The 24,387-nt window shown below is 38.1% G+C and carries 27 protein-coding genes; 10 read left to right on the top strand and 17 right to left on the bottom strand.

Annotation, left to right across the window (positions count from 1 at the left end; genetic code table 11):
* Nucleotides 1-11: 11 nt before the first annotated feature.
* The 7 genes from RB151_RS04410 to hypT all read right to left on the bottom strand — a co-directional run bounded on the left by RB151_RS04410 (nt 12) and on the right by hypT (nt 7,862).
* A complete protein-coding gene (locus RB151_RS04410) occupies nt 12-314 on the bottom strand; it encodes an urease subunit gamma (protein WP_042848774.1) in 303 nt (100 codons plus the stop codon).
* 221 nt (nt 315-535) lie between these two features.
* Complete coding sequence (locus RB151_RS04405; RefSeq protein WP_071547767.1) at nt 536-1,315, bottom strand: ATP-binding cassette domain-containing protein; 780 nt, start codon at nt 1,313-1,315, stop codon at nt 536-538.
* Nucleotides 1,315-2,121 carry an ABC transporter permease gene (locus RB151_RS04400; protein WP_042848776.1) on the bottom strand — a complete coding sequence of 269 codons (807 nt, stop codon included), beginning with the start codon at nt 2,119-2,121 and terminating at the stop codon, nt 1,315-1,317. The genes RB151_RS04405 and RB151_RS04400 overlap by 1 nt, the downstream gene beginning before the upstream one ends.
* Nucleotides 2,118-3,101, bottom strand: a complete 984-nt coding sequence (locus tag RB151_RS04395) for an ABC transporter permease (RefSeq protein WP_410054837.1) — start codon at nt 3,099-3,101, stop codon at nt 2,118-2,120. The genes RB151_RS04400 and RB151_RS04395 overlap by 4 nt, the downstream gene beginning before the upstream one ends.
* Complete coding sequence (locus tag RB151_RS04390; protein ID WP_071547765.1) at nt 3,086-4,675, bottom strand: ABC transporter substrate-binding protein; 1,590 nt, start codon at nt 4,673-4,675, stop codon at nt 3,086-3,088. Before RB151_RS04390 ends, RB151_RS04395 begins: the two co-directional genes overlap by 16 nt.
* A 103-nt stretch (nt 4,676-4,778) precedes the next feature.
* The gene (locus tag RB151_RS04385) at nt 4,779-6,023 is read right to left on the bottom strand and encodes an ammonium transporter (protein WP_042848779.1); all 1,245 of its coding nucleotides are present in this window, start codon (nt 6,021-6,023) and stop codon (nt 4,779-4,781) included.
* Nucleotides 6,024-6,953: 930 nt separating this feature from the next.
* Nucleotides 6,954-7,862: a hypochlorite stress DNA-binding transcriptional regulator HypT gene (gene hypT / locus RB151_RS04380; RefSeq protein ID WP_042848780.1), complete on the bottom strand. Its 909-nt coding sequence runs from the start codon at nt 7,860-7,862 to the stop codon at nt 6,954-6,956.
* Between the two features lie 460 nt (nt 7,863-8,322).
* Between hypT and RB151_RS04375 the strand changes: the two genes are divergently transcribed.
* The 6 genes from RB151_RS04375 to RB151_RS04350 all read left to right on the top strand — a co-directional run bounded on the left by RB151_RS04375 (nt 8,323) and on the right by RB151_RS04350 (nt 15,874).
* On the top strand, nt 8,323-9,051 hold the full coding sequence (locus RB151_RS04375; protein ID WP_071547764.1) for an aspartate/glutamate racemase family protein: 729 nt from the start codon (nt 8,323-8,325) through the stop codon (nt 9,049-9,051).
* An 80-nt stretch (nt 9,052-9,131) separates the two neighbouring features.
* Nucleotides 9,132-10,433 (top strand): anaerobic C4-dicarboxylate transporter, encoded by a 1,302-nt coding sequence (locus tag RB151_RS04370; RefSeq protein WP_042848782.1) that lies wholly within the window; start codon nt 9,132-9,134, stop codon nt 10,431-10,433.
* A gap of 733 nt (nt 10,434-11,166) precedes the next feature.
* On the top strand, nt 11,167-12,240 hold the full coding sequence (locus RB151_RS04365) for a zinc-binding dehydrogenase (protein WP_042848783.1): 1,074 nt from the start codon (nt 11,167-11,169) through the stop codon (nt 12,238-12,240).
* Between the two features lie 149 nt (nt 12,241-12,389).
* Complete coding sequence (locus RB151_RS04360; protein ID WP_370661211.1) at nt 12,390-13,250, top strand: ABC transporter substrate-binding protein; 861 nt, start codon at nt 12,390-12,392, stop codon at nt 13,248-13,250.
* A 157-nt stretch (nt 13,251-13,407) separates the two neighbouring features.
* A complete protein-coding gene (locus RB151_RS04355; RefSeq protein WP_042848784.1) occupies nt 13,408-14,892 on the top strand; it encodes a sugar ABC transporter ATP-binding protein in 1,485 nt (494 codons plus the stop codon).
* A gap of 4 nt (nt 14,893-14,896) precedes the next feature.
* The gene (locus tag RB151_RS04350) at nt 14,897-15,874 is read left to right on the top strand and encodes an ABC transporter permease (RefSeq protein WP_370661210.1); all 978 of its coding nucleotides are present in this window, start codon (nt 14,897-14,899) and stop codon (nt 15,872-15,874) included.
* A 63-nt stretch (nt 15,875-15,937) separates the two neighbouring features.
* Here the strand turns inward: RB151_RS04350 and RB151_RS04345 are convergent, their stop codons facing one another.
* From RB151_RS04345 to RB151_RS04335, 3 genes are all read right to left on the bottom strand, one after another.
* Nucleotides 15,938-16,945 (bottom strand): LacI family DNA-binding transcriptional regulator, encoded by a 1,008-nt coding sequence (locus RB151_RS04345; protein ID WP_048608281.1) that lies wholly within the window; start codon nt 16,943-16,945, stop codon nt 15,938-15,940.
* Nucleotides 16,946-17,160: 215 nt separating this feature from the next.
* Nucleotides 17,161-17,955, bottom strand: a complete 795-nt coding sequence (locus RB151_RS04340) for a sulfite exporter TauE/SafE family protein (protein WP_048608283.1) — start codon at nt 17,953-17,955, stop codon at nt 17,161-17,163.
* Nucleotides 17,956-18,011: 56 nt separating this feature from the next.
* On the bottom strand, nt 18,012-18,356 hold the full coding sequence (locus tag RB151_RS04335; protein WP_042848788.1) for a thioredoxin family protein: 345 nt from the start codon (nt 18,354-18,356) through the stop codon (nt 18,012-18,014).
* Between the two features lie 128 nt (nt 18,357-18,484).
* On the opposite strand from RB151_RS04335, the gene RB151_RS04330 reads away from it, so the two are divergent.
* Nucleotides 18,485-19,360 (top strand): leucine-rich repeat domain-containing protein, encoded by an 876-nt coding sequence (locus tag RB151_RS04330; RefSeq protein ID WP_071547763.1) that lies wholly within the window; start codon nt 18,485-18,487, stop codon nt 19,358-19,360.
* Here the strand turns inward: RB151_RS04330 and RB151_RS04325 are convergent.
* Nucleotides 19,353-19,586 carry a hypothetical protein gene (locus RB151_RS04325; RefSeq protein WP_158516013.1) on the bottom strand — a complete coding sequence of 78 codons (234 nt, stop codon included), beginning with the start codon at nt 19,584-19,586 and terminating at the stop codon, nt 19,353-19,355. The two genes, RB151_RS04330 and RB151_RS04325, sit on opposite strands and share 8 nt — an antisense overlap.
* Nucleotides 19,587-19,795: 209 nt before the next feature.
* Between RB151_RS04325 and RB151_RS04320 the strand changes: the two genes are divergently transcribed.
* A complete protein-coding gene (locus tag RB151_RS04320) occupies nt 19,796-19,951 on the top strand; it encodes a SymE family type I addiction module toxin (protein WP_071547762.1) in 156 nt (51 codons plus the stop codon).
* Between the two features lie 43 nt (nt 19,952-19,994).
* Here the strand turns inward: RB151_RS04320 and RB151_RS04315 are convergent, their stop codons facing one another.
* Together RB151_RS04315 and RB151_RS04310 are read right to left on the bottom strand one after the other, a co-directional pair.
* Entirely contained in the window at nt 19,995-20,519 is a 525-nt protein-coding gene (locus RB151_RS04315; protein ID WP_225832857.1) for a hypothetical protein, read from the bottom strand.
* Entirely contained in the window at nt 20,516-20,785 is a 270-nt protein-coding gene (locus RB151_RS04310; RefSeq protein ID WP_071547761.1) for a hypothetical protein, read from the bottom strand. Before RB151_RS04310 ends, RB151_RS04315 begins: the two co-directional genes overlap by 4 nt.
* Before the next feature lie 112 nt (nt 20,786-20,897).
* Here RB151_RS04310 and RB151_RS04305 point away from each other — a divergent pair, with 112 nt between their 5' ends.
* The gene (locus RB151_RS04305; RefSeq protein ID WP_071547760.1) at nt 20,898-21,125 is read left to right on the top strand and encodes a SymE family type I addiction module toxin; all 228 of its coding nucleotides are present in this window, start codon (nt 20,898-20,900) and stop codon (nt 21,123-21,125) included.
* 51 nt (nt 21,126-21,176) lie between these two features.
* Here the strand turns inward: RB151_RS04305 and RB151_RS04300 are convergent, their stop codons facing one another.
* Entirely contained in the window at nt 21,177-21,488 is a 312-nt protein-coding gene (locus RB151_RS04300) for a hypothetical protein (protein ID WP_071547759.1), read from the bottom strand.
* Nucleotides 21,489-21,492: 4 nt separating this feature from the next.
* Nucleotides 21,493-23,157, bottom strand: a complete 1,665-nt coding sequence (locus tag RB151_RS04295) for a polymorphic toxin type 50 domain-containing protein (protein WP_071547758.1) — start codon at nt 23,155-23,157, stop codon at nt 21,493-21,495.
* 217 nt (nt 23,158-23,374) lie between these two features.
* Between RB151_RS04295 and RB151_RS04290 the strand changes: the two genes are divergently transcribed.
* Nucleotides 23,375-23,530: a SymE family type I addiction module toxin gene (locus tag RB151_RS04290; protein ID WP_071547757.1), complete on the top strand. Its 156-nt coding sequence runs from the start codon at nt 23,375-23,377 to the stop codon at nt 23,528-23,530.
* A gap of 34 nt (nt 23,531-23,564) precedes the next feature.
* On the opposite strand, the gene RB151_RS04285 is transcribed toward RB151_RS04290, so the two are convergent.
* A complete protein-coding gene (locus tag RB151_RS04285) occupies nt 23,565-23,954 on the bottom strand; it encodes a DUF6896 domain-containing protein (protein ID WP_048609012.1) in 390 nt (129 codons plus the stop codon).
* Nucleotide 23,955: 1 nt separating this feature from the next.
* Nucleotides 23,956-24,270, bottom strand: coding sequence for a ParB/RepB/Spo0J family partition protein (locus RB151_RS24135; RefSeq protein WP_048609013.1), 315 nt, complete (start codon nt 24,268-24,270; stop codon nt 23,956-23,958).
* Nucleotides 24,271-24,387: the final 117 nt, after the last annotated feature.

Below are 24,387 nucleotides of genomic sequence, written 5' to 3'. Positions count from 1 at the left end.
TCATCCTTCATTTATTTAATCGGATTATGGACGGTCACTAAGCGAGTACCATCAGTAAAAATAGCTTCTACTTGAACATTTGGAATTAAGTCTTCCACGCCATCCATAACGTCTTTTTTTGTTAAAACAGTCGCTGCTTCTTTCATCACATCCTCAACGGTTTTACCATCACGGGCACCTTCAAGTGCAGTAACCGTGATAATGGCAACGGCTTCGGGATAATTTAATTTCACGCCACGTGCGCGGCGTTTTTCAGCCACATCAGCAAGTGTGTAAACCATCAATTTTTCAATTTCTCTTGGGGTTAACTGCATAACGCCTCCTCAATTGATAAAGCTTAGTGTTAATACTGATAAGTAATCATTTTATGAGCGAATAACTCATTTTATTTTTAAATATAAATTGAGTTAAATATCTAATAACGACGAGTTAAATAAATAAAATTCACACCAACAAACACTCAAATTAAGATAATCGAAATAAGAGTTTTTATTTATTGATGACTTCCTACATTTAATTTTTAAATAATATTTATTCACTGAGTCCAATTCATAAACTGTTGTTCAGGCAAAGAATTCCATAGAGATTGAAACCACTTCCCTCCTCCGCCTTGCTTTAATATTTCACTGCTGAGTACTTCTTCTAAAACACCATTACGCAATAACGCAATGCGATCAGCAAAACGCACCGCCATTGCAAGGTCGTGAGTAACCCATAAAACACCTTTACCAGCAAAGCAAAGAGATTTGATATGTTGTAGAAGTTGTATCGCATGTTCATCATCTAGCCATGATGAAATTTCATCCGCAAGAATATATTCAGCTTGGGAGAGCGTCGCGCTACAAGCGAGAACGCGTTTTGCCATTCCCCCTGAAAGCTTATTGGGATAACTATGAATTAAGTCTGCTTGTAAATTGTATTGCTGTAAGTGCAATGCAACGTCATGCATTTTAATATGCTGCCCACTTAATACCGCAGCACGTTCAAGTTGAGGGCCTATCTTAATGAGTGGATTTAATGCACTAATCCCTTGTGGGATATAGCACAGTGAATTACCGCGATATTGTTGTTTTGACTTTTCTGTCAACTGGCACCCATTTAATACAATATCACCGCGACAACGCATATTTTCAGGTAATAAACCTAAACTACTTTGTAGAAGTAAACTTTTCCCTTCTCCACTTCCTCCTACCAATGCAACCATTTCACCTGGCGCAATATCCAATGAGATATCTTGTAAAAGTGGAGACCAACGCTTTTTGCCTAGCCAGCGAAATTTCGCAACATCAATCGTTAGGTTATCAAAACTTAGCATCAATCGCTCCTCAACCATAATTGTTGTACCGCTTTAGCAAACTGATCAAATAACAGCACTAACCCAACTAATGCGACGCCCGGAAACATAGCTAACCACCACGCACCAGTACTTAAGTAACGCAATGCATCGGAAAGTAAAATACCTAACGATGCTTCATGTGGAGACAAACCAAAACCCAAAAAACTCAATGCCGCACTGTGTAATATCGCATGTGGGAACATCAATAACGTCCCTACTAACCATTGTGAAAGGATCATCGGTAAATAGTCATATCGGCATCGGTAAAGCGCACTATTTCCAATCCGTTTCGATAACATGATGTAATCTGTTTGTTGCACTCGAAGCAACTCGGAACGTAAGACCAACGTTAGCTTTGGCCAATGAGTCAAAGCAACAGCCCAAATTACGCCCACTTTTCCACCACCTAACGTAAAGCAAATCAATATCAATAATAGCAAGTGAGGCAAGGCTAACAGGGAGTCAATACAGCCACGAATAACATAATCCATCGTCCTACTGAACGAAGATAAACTTGCCATCACAAGCGCTATCACTCCACTCGATAATGCTGCGGTGGTGCCAATTTGTAAGCTGGTCGCTATTCCTTGAAATACTCTGTCCCACAAGTCTCTACCTAAATTATCCGTACCGAATAAATGTGCCCATGAAGGCGCTTGTCGACGGTCGAGTAAATTCACATCCACATCAGTTTGAGAAAGCCATGCGGCATAAGCCCCTAAAACCAATAAACATAACAATGAAATAACTAACTTAATTAAGGCTTTATTTGGGTTATAAGTCATGGCTCTCGGAGTACCCCTTTATTCACTCTCTCAAGCATCATGTCAGAGATACTATTACTAAAGAAAATCACTACCGCACATAGCATCACGATCCCCATTAACAAAGGGATGTCACCACGTAAGCCAGCATCAATGGTTGCTTGGCCTAATCCAGGATAAGCAAACACTTTTTCTGCTAGTAATGCTCCGCTGAGCAACTCACCAATAGAGGCGAACTGTAAACATATTGCGGGTGTAATCGCATGTTTTACCACATGAAAGCTTATCATCGACCACCCTTTATCCCCTTGAGCTTTCGCGTAGTGGATAAACTCACTGTTCATCACCTCAGCAACTTTCGAACGAGTATGCAGAGCTATATTACCAATGCCTAACATCCCTAGAGCCACTACAGGTAACACAAGATGGTGCACTTTTTGTGACAGTGTGGATGATTGTTCATCTAAGCCAATCGGCCAAGCGCAACAAATCGGTGCCCACTGTAGTGAAACAGCAAAAAGTGACAATAACAGTAAACCAACCCAAAAAACGGGGATCGACGCCAATAAATAAGATAGCGTTGAAATAATTTTATCTGGCCATCTATTTAGGTAGCGCCCTGCTATCAGCCCCAAACCAAAACCAATCACCCCAGAAAACAGCCACGCCGATAATAACAAAGCTAACGATGGCGCTAACCTATCGGTAATCACCTGTGATACAGGGATGTTATAGAGCATGGAATACCCCATATCACCTTGTAACAACTGAGAAAACCAACGCCAAAACTGCATCCACAATGGTTGGTCAAGCCCCCAGCGAGCCGCAATCAACGGATACTGGTCTGGGGGAACATGCATTAAATCATTACCAATATAGGCTTTAATTGGGTCTATAGGTGAATAGCTAAGGAGAATAAAAACCCCAAATGCAGTCACCACTAATAAACAGATAAACCTGAACAAAAGCCCTATGGTTGTCCGCATTACTTGCAGGTCCAAGCCCAGTCATCAACATTATTCAACACTGACCATGAACCGTGGATTTCAGGTGCCCCTTTACCTAGCTCAACACAGTTATTCAATAAATAAAGATGTTGTACGTTCATTAACCAAGCCCAAGCGGCGTCACCTTGAATACCAGTTCCTGTTTGTCCATCCCAATCCACTTTTTGCCAAAATGGAATAGCGGCATCTTGATCTGGTTGGCGAAGTGCTTCTTCTATCACCTTATCAACTGCGGGATTTTTATAGTAACCTGCGTTATAAAACCCGACACCCGCCGCTTTGCTGCTGTAGTTATGCACCAGTTCCATTGGGTCAAGGCTCCCCCACCCAAATAATGTTGGGTTGGCATGCATGTACTTTTCCACGGTTTCCCAACTGCCTGATTTTAAATCCATCTCAATGCCAATCGGCTTTAAGCTAGCCCTTACGGCTTGAGCTAAATCACGACGAGTGCTATCACCACTGGCATACCACAGTGTCAATTTCGCAACCTTACCGTCTTTTTCTCTTAAGCCGTCTTTATTAATTTTCCAGCCAGCGTCTTCCAGTATAGATTTCGCTTTTTCAATATCTCCATCTTTAAACGAAGATTGAGGGTTATTCCAAGGCAAGCCTTCAACGCCCGTATAAGCAGGAATAGCAAAGCCTTCTAAAACAGCATCTGCTAATAGTTTGCGGTCAATGGCGTAATTGATCGCTTTGCGAATAGCAACATCAGAAGTAATGTCGTTACCAATTGGGTCGCCTGAGGCATTTTTCTCGCCCGCTGGCGGAATTGGGAATGAAATCCCTCGGTTTTCAACACTATGGCGTTCAATTAGTTTCATACTTTTGACATCTTTAGCATTACTCGCGACAGCTGCGGGAATGCGTACAATATCTAGTTCACCACTTTGAGCGGCAGCAAAAGCGCCATCTTCATTGAGAAAGACAAAAACCATTTTATCGAAATCGTTTTTAGGCCCCGCATAGAAAGGGTTTCTTTCTACGATTAATTGCTGGCCCGGCTGGAAATTCACTAAACGGTAGGGGCCTGCTCCGATAGGGTTATGTGCATATTTTTTTGCATCATATTTATCTGCTGAAACAATGCCTAATGAGCCCAAAACGTTAATAAAGGTGCTTTGGGGTGAGGATAATGTGATTTTAACGGTTGATGGGTCAATCTCCTGCGCTTTAGCAAAGTTCCCCATATCCACTTTTCCACCACTTGCTGCGGCATTGTTATAGGTAAAAACGACATCTTTTGCCGTTAAAGGGGAGCCATCGGAGAATTTAAGTCCATCCTTTAATTTTAATGTCCACTCTTTACCATCATCTGAATGTTCATATTTCTCAAGCATGTAACTATGCCATGACAAATCCGCTTTTTGCTTGAGTAATGGGCTATGTAAAAGTAAATAGCTGCCGTGGCTCCAACCTAACATTGGGTCAAACCCCTCGGTTGGTTCAGAGCCAATCGCTAGACGCAAAGTTTGTGGTTGCTGTGTATCGGTCGCAGCATTTGCACCCATCGATAGCCCCATAAAACAAATAGCCTGAATAGCTATTGCTATTTTCTTTTTCATATACCCATCCTAAATTACCAGCTGTATTTAGCAGCTACCCCAACCGATGGTTCAAATAAACCCACCAATTAGGATAAACTGCAAGAAATAATATATTTGCTAACTAATCTGCTTTTTCTCGGTACGCGTCTTCGTCAAATCCAACAATATCTAAATTGTCACCAACCGCATTTTGGTCGACTCTAACTGGCGTAAATTTATTGATTATCCAAAGAATTAAGATTGTAAAGACAAAGGACCAAATACTGGTAAAGACAACAGCTACAGTTTGCTTCACAATTTGCATGCCGTTACCTTCAATTAACCCCGCGGGACCTTTCGCATTCCAAACCGTTGATGCAAATACACCGACTAAAATTGAGCCTGTAATACCACCGACACCGTGCACACCGAAAACATCTAATGCATCATCTAAATGGCGTCGGACTAAGAAAACACAGGTATAGCAGACGATACTGGCAATAACCCCAATAATTGCTGCAGAACCTATTGAAACATACCCCGAAGCCGGTGTGATAGTAGCTAACCCTGCTACAGCCCCTGTTAAAAAACCGACAAGTTTAGGTTTTCCTGTATGGAAGCGTTCAATAATAAACCAAGTAATTGCTGCAAATGCGGCGGCGATATCTGTAGTAATAAACGCTGAAACAGTTACAGTATTGACTTGCAATTCAGAGCCCGCGTTAAAACCATACCAACCGAACCACAATAAAGCCGCGCCAAGTGCAATATACGGAATATTGTGAGTACCATCCGATTTAACGGCTCTTTTACCGACATATAACGCTGAAGCAATTGCAGCGAAACCTGCTGTTGCGTGAACGACAATACCCCCCGCAAAATCAACAACGCCCCATTTAGCAAAAATACCATCTGGGCTCCACACCATATGAACGAACGGTGCATAGACAAATAATGTCCATAGGGTTAAGAATACGAGATAAGCAGGGAAATTAACTCTATTTGCGAAAGCCCCGGTAATTAAGGCTGGAGTAATAATCGCAAACATCATTTGATATCCAAAATGAACCAGTATTGGTAAGCCGCCATCATTACCGGTATACATCGTTTGAGGGCTTATGTTATTCAAGAATGCATAATAAAATGGGTCACCGACAATCCCATTAATCGAGGGACCGAACGATAATGAATAACCAACTACAAACCAAATAATTGCCACCCACCCCATAGAAAAAAAACTCTGGGACATAATAGTAATAACGCTTTTACGAGAGACTAATCCACCATAGAAAAAAGCAAGTCCAGGAGTCATTAGCATAACAAGGCTCGTACAAAGCAGCATAAATGCAGTATTTGGGACATCCAAAATTGACAATATATTCTCCATGGATACTCCTAAATTAACATAACAATATTTAAATATTAGAAATGATTTATAATTGAAACTATACTCATAATAGAGTGATCAGTAAGATTATCAATAAAAAAATCGAAACTAAATTCAATAAAAACAATTAGTTCATTTTTCAATTGTCAATAAATGATATTCCTCTGTTTTTTAATATCCAAATAAAAAGCACCTACTATATTTTTAAATTTTTCGTTAGCATAAGCAAATAACTACTCGACTTATCCGGCAAGCTTTTTCATCCCAAGCCTGCTACTTCACAACACACCGATAAAAACAAACCCTTTAATTACAGATGGTTATATAAAAACCAAAGCTTACCCTAATATATGAGCAGCCCCTAAGGGAAAAAGCTATAGCAAAAATTACCTATAACAGTAGGCTGATTTTGCCATATCACAGATATGTAAAAGCTTAGTATTTAATACAGTTCCGATAATCAATTTTTAAGTAAAGTCAAAACTTATTGACACTCATTCTCATTTTTAGCTAACGCTGAAGAGAATACATTAATAATATTTTGTCTATTAAAGTACTTTTTTTCTTTTAACCACAAATAACCAATCCAAATAAGACAATCTAAAAGAGAGTAAATTAAAGTTTTCTTTAAGAAACCTAAACATGTTTTCCAAATAGGTGTTGGTCACACACCCAAAAATACTCTCTCAGCAACGATAAGCTTAAACATTCACTAAAAACTAAAGCTATTTTCCAGGGTAAGACCCCAAGCGCTGATAATCATTGACGGAATACAAGCTAAAATTAAGGCTACATAATTAATCTGACTACCTGAATAGAGGTCTTTTATACACCTTATGACTTAATTACCAGCTAAGACCCCATCAATATCATCGTAGGATAACGCTCAATATATCCAGATGTTATGTATCATAAATTATTCCTTTTCCATTACAAATGCCGTAAATCTTCTGGAATATTTTTCTTTAAAATACGCCAAAAATCCTCTGCTGTTTTATTCAAGCGAGTATCCATGCGGTAAATGTAAGCTTGAATAGGTATCGTTAATTCTGGGGTGTTGAGACAGACTAGTTTTTTTTCTTTTAACTCATTAACTACCGAGTAAATCGGCAACCATGCAATTCCGTGACCATCCAATGCCATATTTTTTAGCAATTCGCTCATTGATGACATAAAGAGTGTTTTAGAGTTAATCGCACCAAACTCACTTAATCGACGATTAACTAACCTTCCCATATAAGAAGCACTGGTGTAGTTCAATAACGGTACTTGAGGTTGGTAGATATCAAATAACGGTTTGCCAAACTCATCCGCTGCACAAATTGGGTACAACTCGGACTCAAACACATTTAAACAAGAAAATGGCGACTGCATTAAATCCTCATCATAAAATGAAATGATAAAATCGCTCTTCCCTTCTCGCAACGTATTTACCACTTGAACCACATCAATGGCTTCAACATGATAGACAAATTCTTCCCCATAACCTGATAATGCATGAACTAACTTAGGCAATAAGCTTAATGACAGCGAATGCGCCGCAGCAATTTTAATATTGGGCAGACTCAGCACATTGTGCCCAGATAATTCATTTAAGTTACATTCTAATTGCTGCAATAAGCTACGAGCTTGGGAATGGAATATTTTGCCTTCTTCAGAAAGCTGTAAAGGGGATGTGGTTCTATCAAACAATTCAACACCTATTGCTTCTTCTAATGCCTTGATTCGGCGACTAAAAGCAGGTTGAGAAATATTTCGTTGTTCTGCTGCATGAGAAAAATGCCGACATGACTCCAGTGTTAAAAAATCATATAGCCACTTTGTTTCTATATTTTTCATGTTATTAAGCCTTAAGTGGACTTGCTGTTAAAATATAAAACATTAAAAGTTTTTTTATTGATATCTTAAGTTAATTGTTAGTTAAAATATTAAGCTGATATTGTAGATTCATTATTTGTATTATGCATAAGCCTACCATTTAAAACATTAACAAAAATCAAAAACTAATTTTATTTATTTCATATCTTTTCCACAAAGCCAATGCTACTCAGCCTTTCAGCTTACATTATTAAAATAATTTAATTTTAGGATTAATTTTTAATGCGTATCTTGCATCAAACCATACTTACTTGCATTTCTCTTCCTAGATAAACATTGATAAATATTATCCACAGATTAATCAGGGATAAATAAGTTAATAGCTAATTAAATATTAACTTATATGTTAAATAATTTAAGTAATATAACATCTCACTACCCTTATTTTATAAAATAAGGTGTATGAGGCAGGAGTATTAAAATGAAAGGTTTAATTGGAGTGTTAGGAGGAATGGGGCCTGCTGCCACCGTCGATTTATTTAATAAATTTGTGAACTATACTGTCGCAAATAAAGACCAAGAGCATATCCCTTTAATAATATCATCCATTCCTGATATTCCAGACCGTACTGAAGCGTTATTAAACCATGGCGTATCCCCCTTGCCCTTAATGACTGATTATTTAAAAAAACTCGAAACTGCTGGTGCTGAATGTATTGTTATCCCTTGTAATACTGCACATTTTTGGTTTGACGAGCTCAAGCAGGCCTGTCACGTCGATATGCTAAGTATTGTTGAAACGACAATGATGGAAGTGCTAGCCACTAAGAAAAAACATATCGGTTTATTAGCAACCAATGCCACTATGCTTATGGGGTTATATCAAAAAAATATAGAGAGTGAAAAATTAAAGTGTATTACTCCAGATATTAAAAGCCAAGAAATGGTAATGAAAAGCATTTATTTATTAAAGTCGGGAAATAAAAAAACAGCGGAATCCATCATGAAAGAACAAGCCGAATTATTATTTTCTCGAGGTGCTGAAATTATTGTTTTAGGTTGTACTGAAGTTCCCGTCATTCTTGAAAATGAAACAAATAAATACCCTGAAAAATACATTGACTCAACCAGCTCATTAGTCAGAGCCAGTATTCATTGGTATGAAAATAGAGTTGGACGACAAAATCTAATGATAAATAGAAACGCATAAAAACATTTATAACTCATATTAATTATCAAAAATTAATTTTTATATTACTAATGACAATATATTGTCTATTGGAGACGATTATGGTTTGGCTAGAAATCATTGTGGTATTAGGCGCAATTTTCTTCGGTATACGTATGGGAGGAATAGGTATAGGGCTATGCGGTGGATTAGGTTTAGCCGTCTTAACGATTGGATTTGGTTTACCTATAGGCTCTCCCCCTGTCGATGTTATTTTAATTATTATGACCGTCGTAGTTGCAGCGTCCGCATTACAAGCTGCTGGAGGTATGGATTACTTGGTACGCCTTGCCAGCAAATTTATGCGTAAAAACCCTAAGTATTTGAATATTATAGCACCAATTACAACTTGGGTAATGACTATCATGGCAGGAACCGGCTTTATTGTGTTCTCCATGCTCCCCGTGATTGCTGAAATTGCGAAAGATTCGGGTATCCGCCCATCCAGAACCTTAGCAGGCTCAGTTGTTGCATCCCAAATCGCCATTTCTGGTTCGCCAATCAGTGCGGCGATGGCTGCCATGTTAACCATTATGGAAGGGAATGGTGTTACCTTTATTGTGGTTATGTCTGTTTGTCTACCAGCCTCTTTCGTCGCAGCAATGGTCGCAGCATTTATCGCATCACGCCAAGGCTGTGAACTAGAAGATGATGAGGTTTATTTAGAACGCCTACAAAAAGGGTTAGTTCATAAATACGAAGAGAAAAAAGGCGAGAGCACTACGAGAGAAAAATTCTCTGTCGTCCTATTTATTATTGCGACGTTTGCTATCGTTATACTAGCTGCATTCCCTCAATTGCGCCCTGGTTTTGATATTGGTAAACCCATGGGAACTCGAGATATCATCATTATCTGTATGCTCAGTGCTGCATGTTTAATGGTTGTTTTTTGTAAAACATCGCCAAATTCAATTGTTTTAGCGCCAACTTTCCGTTCAGGAATGAGCTCCCTCGCGGTCATATTAGGTATCGTGACTTTAGGAACTACATTTGTCGATGCGCATATGGACCAAATTAAAGCCATCGCTGGAGATGTATTATCCGCCTACCCTATTTTGTTAGCTTTAGTGCTATTTTTTACCTGCGCATTACTCTACTCACAAGGTGCCACCACACCATTAATTATTCCTTTAGCCATTGCCTTAGATGTTCCAACATGGGCTATATTGGCATCTTTTGTCGCCGTCACTGGGGTTTTTGTTCTGCCTACCTATCCAACGTCTTTAGCCGCAATAGAGTTTGACTCAACCGGTTCTACACGCGTCGGAAAATACATTTTAAATCACCCATTTATGTTACCAGGGCTAGGCGGAATAATTGCAGGTGTCGCCTTCGGTTTTATCATTGCACCGATGGTCGTTTAACCTTCTGCTTTCGGTGCGAGAGAATCCCCCTCGCACCACTTTATTTAATAGTAGTTCGACAGTTTCCTTAACAAAATGAAGTTAAATATTGGCTCTAATTGGCTTTATGCTTTGCTTGATAAATTACAACAAAGTATAAAGCTCTTTTTTTGTAAAAGTCATTCTTAAGAAAAATAGTAGCAATAACCAATCAAAATTATCTATTACTCTGTTTAGTCTTTTTAAATAAAATTTTATTTCTTAAAATAATGGCTATTTCACCAATATAGATCACTTTATTTGATAATCATTAAAATTATTTTCATTGAAAAATGTGAGCTGAAATGTTTTTGCATACATTCCCCTCTTCTGAAAATAGTTAAAATAATTATACTCGGCGTTACATTCATTTCTTAAAAAGAAGTAAATCGAGAAATGAGAATTTTTTTATGTTTAATTTCATTGCATTACAAACATCCATAGCGTTCCCATTTACTAATGAAAACACTTAGAGAGACGACTAAAATTAGGATTTAAATCACAAATTTTAGTTTTTTAAATACCTAGTTTCAAAAATGACGACGTCGTCATATTAAAAAAAATTTATTTTATCTATAACATTAAATAACCATTTTTCTTACATTCGTACCGTTATTGATAGTTAAGCGTTAAAAAATCAAGTCATGAGTTATAAAAAAAACGCTTAATGTTGACGTCAACATTAGGGCTAACAACTAGAAAGAGGTTTTAGAACATGAGTAAGCTACCTGAAAAAATGAAAGCCGTTGTTTGTCATGGTCCCCATGATTACCGATTTGAAAATATAAAAAGACCAATACCAGGATATAGAGAAGTTGTTATCAAAGTCGATGGGTGCGGGATCTGTGCTGGTGACTGTAAAGCGAATGATGGTGCTCAAATGTTCTGGGGAGATGACCCGTGGATCAAAGCACCTGTAGTGCCAGGCCATGAATTTTATGGTCGTGTCGCTGAATTAGGTGAAGGCTCTGCCGAAAAATTTAAATTAAAGGTAGGTGACCGCATACTAGCAGAACAAATCGTTCCTTGTTGGGAATGCCGTTTCTGTAAATCTGGTAAATACTGGATGTGTGAAACCCATGATATCTATGGCTTCCAAAAAGAAGTTGCCGATGGTGGTATGGCTGAATATATGCGGTTTTCTGAACGTGCAATTATTCACAAAATCCCTGATGAACTTTCGGATAAAGATGCCGCTTTAATTGAGCCAATGGCTTGTGCTATTCACACGGTACGCCGTGGTGATATTGACTTAAATGACGTCGTCGTCATTGCCGGTGCTGGGCCTCTTGGATTATGCATGATCCAAGTTGCTAAACTGAAAACTCCGAAAAAACTGGTCGTTATCGATGCTATTGATGAACGCCTTGAGCTAGCAAAAAAATTTGGGGCTGACGTGGTGATCAACCCGCTTAAAGAAGACGCCATCAAACTAGTTAAAGAGATGACCGAAGGCTACGGTTGCGATGTTTATATCGAAGCGACAGGCGCACCTATTGGCGTTACTCAAGGCCTAGAAATGATCCGTAAATTGGGGCGTTTCGTTGAGTTTAGCGTCTTTGGCAAAGAAACAACCGTTGACTGGTCGATTATTGGTGACCGTAAAGAATTAGATATCCGCGGAGCTCACTTAGGCCCATACAGCTATGAAGTCGCTATCGACCTATTTAGCCGTGGTTTAGTCAGTGCCGATGATATCGTTACCCACTTCTACTCCATCGATGATTGGGAAGAAGCCTTTGTTATGGCCAAATCGGCAGACTCAATTAAAGTCGTCATTAAACCATAAATATATTAACCGTTTGTCGCAATTGATAATTCAAATAAACATTAAACAAAGTAATACCCTACATATAATTAAACGCTCGTTTAGGAGAACATCTTATGTTGAGTAAATTCAAAAAGTTAGCTGTAGCTGCAAGTGTACTAACCTTAGGTATGGCGTTTAACGCTACGGCTAAACCAGTTTCCGTTGGCATGTCGTTTCAAGAGCTAAATAACGAGTATTTTGTCACCATGAAAGAAGCCTTAGAGAGCGCAACAGGCGATATGGGTGCACAATTATATATTTCTGACGCCGCTCATGATGTCTCAAAACAAACCAGCGATATCGAAGATATGTTACAGAAAAAAATCGATATTTTGCTAATCAACCCAGCCGATAGTGTCGGTGCTGAAACTGCAGTACTTGCAGCGAAGAAAGCCGGCGTCGTTGTCATCGCTATTGATGCGCAAGCAAATGGGCCAATAGACTCTTTTGTAGGTTCTAAAAACTACGATGCGGGCTTAATGGCAGGTAAACGCCTAGGTGAAGCACTTGGTGGTAAAGGTGAAGTCGCTATTTTAGATGGTATTCCAGTAGTCCCAATTCTAGAACGTGTTCGCGGTTTCGAAGCCGCCATGAAAGAATATCCAAATATCAAGATTGTGACTAAATTGAACGGTAAGCAAGAGCGTGATACTGCAATGAATGTCACAGAAAACATGCTACAAGCTAACCCTACACTAAACGGGATCTTTAGTGTTAATGATGTCGGTTCTTTAGGTGCATTAGCCGCAATTGAATCCTCTGGTCGTGATGTGAAATTGGTCAGTGTTGATGGTTCACCTGAAGCTGTTGCTGAAATTGCAAAAGGTAACTCTCCGTTTATCGCAACTTCTGCGCAGTTCCCGCGTGACCAAGTCCGCATTGGCTTAGCAATGGGGCTAGCAAAATATTGGGGCGCTAACGTACCGAAAGAAGTCCCTATTGATGTTAAGTTAATCGACAAAACTAACGCTAAAGATTTCCACTGGTAATCGTTCGTTTTATAAATAATGTATTGCACCCATATCCTATGTATAGGTGCAATACATCTCCAATAACAATTAATAATAAAATGCATATTGGAATATTTATCTTCCAAATGACTTTGTTACCCATTTTTAAGCGGTGAAGAAAATATAGGGAAGCAATATGATGCAATTATTAGCATTAAAAGATGTCAGCAAAACTTTCCCTGGGGTTAAGGCGTTAGATAATATCAATCTCTCTTTGGAAAAAGGAGAGGTTCACGCATTATTAGGTGAAAATGGCGCAGGCAAATCAACGCTAATGAAAGTTTTATGTGGAATACATAAACCTGATAGCGGGCAAATTCTGATTGAAGGTAAGGAACATACGTTTCATAACTACAGAGACGCCATTAAAGCGGGTGTGGGTATTATTTTCCAAGAGTTTTCACTAATTCCTTATTTAAATGCTTTTGAAAATATTTTTTTAAATAGAGAGTTAAAGAATAAACTTGGTTTATTAGATAGAAAATCAATGCGTAAAAAGTCTCAGGAGATATTAGCTGAGCTAGGTGTGAATATTAATATTGATGAACCTATTAGCCATTTAAGTATCGCAGAACAACAATTTGTCGAAATTGCAAAAGCACTTTCTTTAGATGCAAAAATCCTCGTATTAGATGAGCCTACAGCGACATTAACACCGAATGAAGCCAATCATTTATTTGATGTTATGCGTGATTTAAAAGCTAAAGGGGTTGGGATGTTTTTTATTTCTCACCATTTAGAAGAAATTTATGAGATTTGTGACACTATCAGCGTATTACGCGATGGTCAATACATCGGTTCGCGTAAAGTCGATGATACCGATTTAGATGTGATTATCGAAATGATGGTCGGTCGTGAAGTAGAAAATATTTACCCTCATAAGCGCCAATTTGATCAACAAGAGGTCATTTTAGATGCTGAGGTCCAGCGTTTTGCTAATAGCCCTGTAAACCATATTCAGTTAAAAAAAGGGGAGATATTAGGGTTAGCTGGTTTAGTCGGCTCAGGCCGTACCGAAACCATTCTTGCCATGATTGGTGCTGATAAATCCTATAAGAAAAAAGTTATTTTAGAAGGTAAAGAAGTCAAAATTAAATCAGCTGCGACGGCTTTACAATTAGGAATTGGTTTATTACCTGAAAGTCGAAAAACTCAAGGACTTGTTTTGCCTTTCTCTGTAAAAGAGAATATTTGGTTAAATAACCACGCTCAAAAATTATTTTTAATCCAAAATAAAAAAGAACTCACTTTATCTATTGAATTAATTTCTCAAGTAAAAGTTAAAACACCAGAGCCTCACACTGCCGTTTCCACTCTAAGTGGTGGTAATCAGCAAAAAGTTGTTATTGCTCGCTGGCTAAATAAGCAAGCTAAAATTCTTATTTTCGATGAGCCTACTCGAGGAATTGATGTTGGTGCGAAATCAGAAATCTATCAGTTAATGCGCTCTCTGACTGAAAAAGGGATTTCTATCATTATGATTTCATCAGAGTTGCCAGAAGTTATCGGTGTTAGTGACCGAGTTTTAGTTTTTCGAGATGGTGAAATTGCCGCTGAGTTAAATGGGGACGATATAAACTCAACTCAGATCATGGTACATGCAGCCGGCAATATTATATAGGATAATGACTATGTCTAATCAAAGTGCTATTCCATTAACTAAAAATAAATTTAGTTTTTCTAAGCTAACAAAAATACCTGCATTTTTACCACTCGTTGGTTTAATTCTTTTATTTACATGTATGTCCATTTTTAATGAGCATTTCTTAACGGTAAATAATCTTTCAACGATTGCTCGTCAGGTTTCAATTAATGCCATTATTGCTATTGGTATGACATTTGCTATTTTGACCGGGGGGATTGACCTGTCAGTCGGTGCTGTTATGGCTCTTTCTGGAACTTTAATGGCGGGTTTAATGAAATATTATGGCATGGACCCCTATGCCGCAATCGCTCTTGGCCTATTATCAGGTATTGCATTCGGTTTTATTAATGGAATATTAGCCGCTTACGGTAAAATGCCACCTATCATTGTCACACTTGGTGCCATGATAATCGCCAAAGGCTTAGCATTAATTTATACCGGTGGCTATCCTGTTTCAGGGCTCCCCCAAGAATTTGCTTTTTGGGGACGTGAAGAATTAATGGGGATACAAGTTCCTATTTTATTAATGCTGGGGCTTTACTTAATTTTTTATGTTGTTTTAAACCACGTTTCATTTGGTCGCTATATTTATGCTATCGGAGGTAATGAAGAAGCCGCTCGTCTTAGTGGTATCCGTGTCGAACGCTATAAAATGTTAGTTTATGTGATTAGTGGTTTTACCGCGGCATTCGCTGGCCTTATTTTTACTTCCCGTGTTATGAGTGGCCAACCTAATGCAGGTGTAGGCTTTGAATTAGATGCTATTGCCGCCGTTGTGCTTGGTGGTGCATCCATCGCTGGTGGCCGAGGAATGATTATCGGAACCTTAATTGGAGCAATGATATTAGGTGTTCTCAATAATGGCTTAAATTTACTCGGTATTTCCCCTTATGTACAATATATTGTAAAAGGCTTAATTATCTGGGGAGCAACATTAATTAGCTCAATGAAACGCTAAGCTAAACTTTTATTAAAATAATATAATAAAAAATTAAAGGGCCTCTAAACGAGGCCGCTTTAATTAGTAAACAACCAGTTTACCATCTACAAATATTTGCTTTGTTTGGTGATTTTTATTTGTTTCACGCTCTATTTCAGAAAATAATAAATCTGTAGTTAACTCACCAAGGTAAACAGAGTCATGATGAACACCTGAAATAGACAGGTGATAAGTATCAGCATATGGCGGTAAATCGACTGAAAAATAACGGCAAGACAAGCCTAATTCTAAAATAATTTTATACATACCTGCTGTGATAATACCATTAAGCCCCACAATATACATATTAGGTGTGTATAGTTCTTGAACCTTCTCCCTTAAATAAGCTTCATCATTTTTATTAAACATATAGCTACTGTATAATACATGAATGTTCCCCCTATTTGGAAAGGCCTCATATATTCCTGATAAACGCGACAAACTAATTTCCGAGTCTTTAGGACCAGAAACAATTAACGTATTATCACAATCTTGCTGACTCAAAAACTTACCTGTTAATGCCCCAATTTCAAAGTTTTTCAAAAATAAACCCGAGTATTTATTTTCATAGCCATAAATTGCACGGTCTACAAAAACTAAAGGTACATTGTGCTGGTCAATTAAAGAAAGGTAACTTGGTTGATAGCCTTTATCATCGCGAACAGGAGATAGCAGAATCCCACTAGCCTTATAGCTAACTAAGGTCTCAATAGCCGTTTTCTCTGCTTTTTCATCGCTATCCGAGTCAAAGATCATCACCTGATAGCCTTTTTCTTTCGCTAAACGAGAAACTGTTTGAATTAATACAACATAAAATGGGTTAAATGTGCTATCAGTAACCACACCAATTATGCGGCTATTTTTATTCTTCAAATTCCGAGCGAAAAGGTTAGGAACATAATTTAGCTCTTGAGCTATTGCCAATATTTTATCTCGAGTTTCTTTCTTTACCATTTCTGGATGGTTAAATGCCCTTGAGACTGTAATATCCGTTACATTAGCACGCTTAGCTATATCTATTATCGTTGTTGAGCTATCTTGCTTTGCCATAATTATATTAGTTAACCTTTAATGACCACCCCGATGAATATAATATTAGTTCATATCAATCTTTATCAGGGCAGAAAAAATGCGATTATTCATTATACCTATTTGCGGATGAAGATAAATCGATTTTATGCCATTATGATAGGTTAAACTACAGTTTATCAAAAATAGTGGCATACCACATAGATTAATCGATCACCTATTAATCCCTTAATAAATCAAATAAAATTCAACTCACTTAATGATGAAATAAACAAGCCTAATGCAACAATAATGACCAATATTGAAAATATTGTTTTAATCATTTTAGCTGAAAGATAATTAATTATTAACCTCCCTATTAATAAACCAATAATACAAGAGACAATAAAAATAGAGCTAATTTCTTTTGGATAGGGGAATCCATTTAATACATTAATAAAAATACTAATACTACCAATACAAAAAATCACCAGTAATGATGTTGCGATAATACTCTTCATATTTAAATTGGTAAACTTCCGTAGTGCTGGGACTATCACAAAACCCCCACCCACCCCGAGCAACCCTGTCAATAACCCAGAAATTATACCAATACCACCAAGTACAGCAGCAGTTTTCATATTCCAAATAAACTTTCCTGTTTCTTGATTAATTTGGCAAACTGAATGCGTTAACTCACTTGGTTCGCCCAAAAAACCTCGATAAGCCACATAAAACATAACCATGCTGAAAGTGAGCGTTAACCAAACCGGAGAGATAATATGGGAAAGATAGATACCATATTTAGCCGTAGGTATGCTTAATAACGCAATCCAAATAGCAGCTTTATATCGAATAGTTTTATTTATAAGCCCTTGAATTGCACCAACCAAAGCAGCGAGTGTCACTGCCAAAAGACCAACTGGAGCGGCTAAAGCTACACTCCAGTTCTGGCTTACCATCAGGGCGGGGACAGCAAGAATCCCGCCACCGGCCCCAGTTAAACCAAGTAAGCAACCGATTAATACACCTTCTAAAATAAGTATTAACATTGTGAATGTCTTGTATGAGTAGTTAGAGTTAACTTAACGCAAAAAATCGAATATTACTAACTATCGAGCACCTGCTTCAATACCATTAATACATTATTTAAGGGTACCTCTCCTGCAATCGTGTGAACTAACCGAGTGTCCTGAAAAATTGCGATAGTGGGTACAGTTTTTATCCCGTACTTAGGTGCTAAAGTTGGTGATTGTGCAATATCGACAACCCCAAAAACTATTTTTTTATCATCAATGTGGTTCGCGACTTGTTGGAAAATAGGTTGCATGTTCTTACATGGTACACACCAAGAAGCCGAAAAATAAACAATAACGCACTGCCCAGGTTGTTGTTCAGGCTGATAAAGCATACGTGAAAAATTGTCGCTATCTAATAACAAGATATTAGACATTATTTCCTACCTTTTGTTATGTATTATTTTGTTTAATTAGAATATCGTGGTTGTTTTATACTATTACTGACTTTGAGCGTTACCTGAAATTTAAGGGTAACTCACTTACTCATCATAGGGAGAAACCTATGTTACACCAACATTCAGATTCTAGTTTAGCGTTAAATTTAGATTCAGGTCACCATCTAGAAATTGATTCATTAATTTCATCGCCATTTTCCTATAGTGTTATTAGTGCATATAACAATAAGTTAGCGGAGTTCCCATCATTAATAACCCAATGTAAATCATTAAAAGTCCTTAACTTATCTTGTAATGAACTTAAATCAATCCCTACTGACATAGCAAGCCTTTGTTATCTTGAGATGCTAGATTTAGGGCATAATAGCATTAATGAGGTCATTACCGAAATTGGTAACCTAAATAAGCTACAATTTCTTTATTTAAGCGATAATGGTATTAAAAAGCTTCCTGAATCATTATCAAACCTACACGACTTGTTATATTTTAATGCCACTGATAACCAATTAAAAAAACTTCCTGACCAATTTTCTAAGTTAACAAATTTGAAAGAATTAAGATTATATAACAATCAAATTACAGATTTAACAAACTCGATCACGCAGCTATCAGGTGTCCATGAGGTTTATTTAATGAATAATTCAGTAACTCATATACCCGATGATATTTTAGGTTTAGCTGCAATAAGAATACTCGACTTAAATAATAATAAAATTGATAACATATCTTCAAAGATATCAAATCTTAAACATCTTCACACTCTTAATTTAAGGTTTAATAAACTATATTCACTACCGAGCTCTATTGGGGAAATTGAGTCACTTCAATATCTAGATTTACGTGCTAATCAGCTTAGTAATTTACCCGATAGCCTAGTAAATATACCAAAACTAATGAAGCTAGACTTACGATGGAATAATTTTAGTATAGAACCTGCGATTGTAAAAATACTAAGAAGCCGAGGTTGTACTGTTTTTATATAAGCTTGTTCATATTATGAGTTTGCAAAGATAACCATTGTGTATATTTATGATGTTTTAATAAATTTTGCCATCTGAGTAGAGGTATATCTTGCTTCTGATTAGCCTTATCACGAAGGATTATCTCACCTTCCGATACCGCAGCATGCGTGGTATTGCTGTCTTTCCCTTTGTTATTCACATTGGTCAGCAGTGAACCCACCACTTTGATAGTGCCCATTGCTCTCATGTTTTACACGATGGACTCAAAAATCATGTAAATAGCTAAAAGCCCAAAGGGCAAGATATGATTGGTTATTTTTTAGATTTGGCGAACGCCTAAGAGAAGAGCATACCGATGATTGGCATGACGGGGAGTAGTCACAGTGGCTAGAGACGAGTGTAAAGTAAAAAACACCGACAGCTAAAGAACAGGCGGTAAAATCAAGACAGTATACAGTGGGGTACTTGCCCAACCGACAGCGCCCGAACCCCAGCCCACAGCTGATTATCAGTGGTAAGTGTCTGAATGAGCTTGGGTTTACGGTGGGAAGTCATTTCACCCTCACACGCCAAGCCGGACAGTTGATTATCCGGCTGGCTGAAGGGGAATAAGGCAGATAAGGAGATCCCAGTATAGAGCTGGGATTTTAAGCAATCAAATAATAATAAGTTCACCATGTTGATCGAAAGATGCTTTAACATCGTAATTTCGAGTGTATACATTAACAACATGTCTTAAATAATTTTTAAGATCCCAATCTGTAGCTTCTACGGTTTCTTCATTTTCATCATATTGATAAATAAGGTCAGGGTTATCAGAAGCTGTTAAAACAAAAAAATACTGCGTATAGCTTTCTACAGAGATAAAAAAAGGTTTTTGCTTCAATAAGTCATGTCTTTGAATAGAAGCTAAATCTTGTCTTGAACCGATCTGAAACAAAATATCCCCTCTAATAGTCTTTTGATTTTGGTAAAAAAGAAGAGGGTCATCACCAAAAAGACCACCACTGCAACGACCAATACTTGTTAAAAAATCATACAACTGGTCTGTAACTTTAATATCGTATAAGCGTTCAATTTTCTGGATTTCATCAGCTGAGTAACCTCGCATATAGCTAAAATCAATCGGTAATTCTGGATAAACAGAATGCAGATAATTGATTAGTTCATTGTTCATCATTTGTTTTTACCCGTAGAGCCTTGATAGATATTTACATTAAGATTTTTATTGTTCTCTGCAAAATTTTGACTTGTATAGCCACAACTCACACACATTCCTTGTTTATTTTGAGATGTATTTTGTATTGCCATGTTTACATCTGCTTTTTGTCCTTTGTATGAATCTTGAATGTGGTTAAATAACTTCTGTTCGGCATGATTGAAATTTGTTTTCTTCGCATCAATGTCACCTACACTAGTGAAGCTATTTTTATCTTCACGTATCACTTTATAGCTAAACGGTGGACAACAAAGAGTAATTAACCAGATTTTTAGCGCAGTTAAAACGAGGTGCAACTCGCTTTAACTGCTAACCACAGCAACTAAAGGAGTAGTCACCATGGCTAAGCGCGATTGTAGTGTAAAAACACCGACAGCTAAAGAAGAAGTGGTTAAAACCAGACAGTATACAGTAGGTTACGCCCCGAACCGCGGTAAGCCCAACTCCAGCCCACAACTCACCTTAAGCGGTAAGTGGCTGAAAGAGATGGGGTTTGAGGTCGGTAGACACTATACCCTCACTCGCCAAGCCGGACAGTTAATTATCCGGCTGGCTGAGGGGGAGTAAGGCGGCTAAGGAGATCCCAGTGTAGGGCTGGGAGCTTTTTTCCTAAAAGGATTATTGAACTTCTTTTCTATAATAAACGCACATACCACTGGGTTGTATAATATCCATCGGATAGTCAACCTGTTTAATTACTAAATTAATGTCAAATTCATCATCGAAGTCAGCAATAATCTCCGAGCTAACAATAGATGCATTTTCTTCATCATCTTCTTGGACTACCCCGTCATAATAGAAATATATTTGAATATCATCGTCAATTAATTCAACAAAAATTGTTCTAATATTTGGCGTTATTGCCCCTAACAGTGCTCTTTGTGCTGATAACTTTAAGCGATTAGCTAAATTAATATCTTTTTGATTCATACTATTACTCCGATGGCCTTGATGGGACAATATGAACACCATTTTTCCCATAATGCACAATACCATTTGTTGTTGGTTGAGATTTACCAGTTTCAGGATCTGTATAATTCCCAATAATTTTTCCATAATTAATTCGTTCTTTCGATCCTGGTTGGCCGACTGGTATTTTACCAACTTGCTCACCTTTACCTAAATTTGGTAATAACGCCTCCGGAAGAACAGTAATTATGCTTTTGTTTTGGTTGGCATTTAAAGAAATCTTATGCTCATTTGTTCCTACAATATGCTTATTTTGCTGTCCTTTATTAATTGTTAATTGATTTGAACTGCTTTCAGAAGATTGATTGCCTTTTGGGCTTGTTTCATTTGTACCTTTATTCCCTTTAATAGCCGTTGATATAACAGTAATACCTGTGTTCTTGCCTACACCGGCTACCCCTATTTTATCAAGGCCTTCTTTGCCACCTAAAGCAAGTTTAACTTCGGGTGTCGCTGAATTAAAAATTGCCGCTGCGGTTATCTCATTCTCATTTTTAACTAAGTTAACCAGCGCTTTTCTATCATCAGCACTTAAAGAGTCTATCCATGCAATCCATTTTAACGAGTCCGCTTGGTCTACCCCAGTAAGCACATCAGACCATGACGTGATACTGGCTGTAATTTTGCCTTCTTTCGCATCAGCGACAGCTTCATCTCGTTTCTTTTTACTCAGCTCGCGGAACTGGTCAAATATGAGTTCTTTATCTGCACCAGTTTCTGTCGCTTTGATTAACTCTTTTCTTAAATCAAGGACATCTTTGTTCGATAAATAGTTATTCTCAACCGTGGTCTTCCCTGCCTCGGCGGCATTGCCTGCGCTCGATGTATCGCCGCCGGCTATTCCCGCTGCCAAACTCGCAAAGGCGCTCACTGTCGCTTTTTCGTCTTCCGTCAGCTCACCGAGCGTTTTACCGTACAGTTCTACCGACAGCATCCCCATCGCTTCACCCGTCATGGCTCCCAGCGATTGTGCCCCTGCATTTTCACCTTTTGCCAGCGCTAATGCAACATTCGCAATACCATGGGCCGCTAAACGCCCTGCTTTATTTTCCTCTCCAATATTCTTGGCTATCTGATTGGCAATATACGGTGCACTCGCATTCCCCACCGCTTTATTCACATCACCGCTCACCAAGCCTTGGATTAACGCCGTCCCTGACTCCACGATACGGCGATTATCACCACCAACGCCCCATTCTGACCCTTGAACCGCTTTCTCTATACGGTCATTTAATACTGCGTTCCGAATGGCCGTTTCATCCCCTTTTAAGTTCGGATCTTTGATAGAAGCAATGGCTTTCTTACGCTCATCGTCTGTCATTGGCGTTTTATCAAAGTTTTTCCTTTCGTTCTTAGTGGCTTCTATCCTTTCATTCGTCACCGCTATATCAGTAATCTGCTTACCTAACTCGCCCACTAACTGCGTTTTCTCTATCCGCTTTTGCTCTTTCTCTTTATCAAAAATCGTATTGAGTTTTTCATGAGCATTGTCTGTATCTCGGCTTAATTCGCTGACATCTTGTTTCTGATTGTCTTTATCGCGAATAACAATGTTACCCTCCGATACCGCTGCATGCTTGGTATTGCTGTCTTTCCCTTTGTTATTCACATTGGTCAGCAGTGAACCCATCACTTTAAAGCGCCCATTGCTCTCATGTTTTACACGATGGACTCAAAAATCATGTAAATAGCTAAAAAACCCAAAGGGAAAGATATGATTGGTTATTTTTTAGATTTGGCGAGAGATGATTAGTGTGACGGGGGAGTAGTCACAGTGGCTAGAGACGAGTGTAAAGTAAAAAACACCGACAGCTAAAGAACAGGCTGTAAAATCAAGGCAGTATACAGTGGGCTACTTGCCCAACCGACAGCGCCCGAATCCCAGCCCACAGCTGATTATCAGTGGTAAGTGGTTGAGTGAGCTCGGATTTACGGTGGGTAGCAACGTTACGCTCACCCGCCAAGCCGGACAGTTGATCATCCAGTTGGCTGAGAGCAAGTAAGGACGATCCCAGTGTGATGCTGGGATCTTATATACTAACTTTTAAATGTATAAAATTTATCAGAAACAAGTAATAAATCCTCTGACCTAACCATTTCATCTAATAGACTTTTCAATTCAGCATCATTGTCTAATTGAAAATACTGGATCAAACGCCATAAATCAAACATTTCAGGCTCGGCAATGTTGCAATGAATATCTACTACCGTTGCACTGGATGAATCATCTTGATAAAATTTGATTCCTTTTCCGTGTTTTGAGAAATTCCAAGTATTATCATCAACTTGGATCGTTCCATGTTTAGGAAAATCCAATAGAAATTGATAATCCTTTGCATTAGGATACTGTTGCATAAAAGATGTGACTAACTTCTTTTGGATAACAACAAAATTTCTCAATGCTGAATCATTTATTGGGATTAACATGTTATCTCCTAGCCCTTGCTTCTGCTGCTTCGCGTAATAATTGGTCACCTTGCTCTTTCGTGACTGTATTAATTCTAACAGGAATATCTTTAATACCAGCCTTTCTTGCAGCTTCAGCTCGATGGTGACCGTCAATAATAATCATTTTTCCATTAACAACGGCAACATCAATTGGTTCATCTTTATTGAATCCGTAAGTGCCTTGGATTAAATAAATTGAGCCAACATACATTCCTGCATATTTACGGGCATCTTCATCTGAGTAACCAAAGTTTTTAAATGCTTCGGTATAACCTTCAACCAAATCAAAGGCCATTAAACCTTCAGGAGAAGTCGAACTCAGTAATCTATCAATTTCCTGATAGCCTGCTTGCGCCGTTTTAGGATTTTGATACGTTAAATCAACATAAGTCTCTAATGTTGCAAATGCGTC

It is taken from the genome of Providencia rettgeri (assembly GCF_001874625.1).
In the GTDB taxonomy this organism is placed as follows: domain Bacteria; phylum Pseudomonadota; class Gammaproteobacteria; order Enterobacterales; family Enterobacteriaceae; genus Providencia; species Providencia huashanensis.
This window is presented reverse-complemented; position numbering and strand designations above follow the sequence as displayed.

Bases quoted from the DNA above. Each gene is read 5' to 3' on its own strand.
- RB151_RS04410 (WP_042848774.1), bottom strand. From the start codon at position 314: ATGCAGTTAACCCCAAGAGAAATTGAAAAATTGATGGTTTACACACTT.
- RB151_RS04405 (WP_071547767.1), bottom strand. From the start codon at position 1,315: ATGCTAAGTTTTGATAACCTAACGATTGATGTTGCGAAATTTCGCTGG.
- RB151_RS04400 (WP_042848776.1), bottom strand. From the start codon at position 2,121: ATGACTTATAACCCAAATAAAGCCTTAATTAAGTTAGTTATTTCATTG.
- RB151_RS04390 (WP_071547765.1), bottom strand. From the start codon at position 4,675: ATGAAAAAGAAAATAGCAATAGCTATTCAGGCTATTTGTTTTATGGGG.
- RB151_RS04385 (WP_042848779.1), bottom strand. From the start codon at position 6,023: ATGGAGAATATATTGTCAATTTTGGATGTCCCAAATACTGCATTTATG.
- hypT (WP_042848780.1), bottom strand. From the start codon at position 7,862: ATGAAAAATATAGAAACAAAGTGGCTATATGATTTTTTAACACTGGAG.
- RB151_RS04375 (WP_071547764.1), top strand. From the start codon at position 8,323: ATGAAAGGTTTAATTGGAGTGTTAGGAGGAATGGGGCCTGCTGCCACC.
- RB151_RS04370 (WP_042848782.1), top strand. From the start codon at position 9,132: ATGGTTTGGCTAGAAATCATTGTGGTATTAGGCGCAATTTTCTTCGGT.
- RB151_RS04365 (WP_042848783.1), top strand. From the start codon at position 11,167: ATGAGTAAGCTACCTGAAAAAATGAAAGCCGTTGTTTGTCATGGTCCC.
- RB151_RS04360 (WP_370661211.1), top strand. From the start codon at position 12,390: ATGGCGTTTAACGCTACGGCTAAACCAGTTTCCGTTGGCATGTCGTTT.
- RB151_RS04355 (WP_042848784.1), top strand. From the start codon at position 13,408: ATGATGCAATTATTAGCATTAAAAGATGTCAGCAAAACTTTCCCTGGG.
- RB151_RS04350 (WP_370661210.1), top strand. From the start codon at position 14,897: ATGACTATGTCTAATCAAAGTGCTATTCCATTAACTAAAAATAAATTT.
- RB151_RS04345 (WP_048608281.1), bottom strand. From the start codon at position 16,945: ATGGCAAAGCAAGATAGCTCAACAACGATAATAGATATAGCTAAGCGT.
- RB151_RS04340 (WP_048608283.1), bottom strand. From the start codon at position 17,955: ATGTTAATACTTATTTTAGAAGGTGTATTAATCGGTTGCTTACTTGGT.
- RB151_RS04335 (WP_042848788.1), bottom strand. From the start codon at position 18,356: ATGTCTAATATCTTGTTATTAGATAGCGACAATTTTTCACGTATGCTT.
- RB151_RS04330 (WP_071547763.1), top strand. From the start codon at position 18,485: ATGTTACACCAACATTCAGATTCTAGTTTAGCGTTAAATTTAGATTCA.
- RB151_RS04325 (WP_158516013.1), bottom strand. From the start codon at position 19,586: ATGAGAGCAATGGGCACTATCAAAGTGGTGGGTTCACTGCTGACCAAT.
- RB151_RS04315 (WP_225832857.1), bottom strand. From the start codon at position 20,519: ATGATGAACAATGAACTAATCAATTATCTGCATTCTGTTTATCCAGAA.
- RB151_RS04305 (WP_071547760.1), top strand. From the start codon at position 20,898: ATGGCTAAGCGCGATTGTAGTGTAAAAACACCGACAGCTAAAGAAGAA.
- RB151_RS04300 (WP_071547759.1), bottom strand. From the start codon at position 21,488: ATGAATCAAAAAGATATTAATTTAGCTAATCGCTTAAAGTTATCAGCA.
- RB151_RS04295 (WP_071547758.1), bottom strand. From the start codon at position 23,157: ATGGGTTCACTGCTGACCAATGTGAATAACAAAGGGAAAGACAGCAAT.
- RB151_RS04285 (WP_048609012.1), bottom strand. From the start codon at position 23,954: ATGTTAATCCCAATAAATGATTCAGCATTGAGAAATTTTGTTGTTATC.
- RB151_RS24135 (WP_048609013.1), bottom strand. From the start codon at position 24,270: ATGGCCTTTGATTTGGTTGAAGGTTATACCGAAGCATTTAAAAACTTT.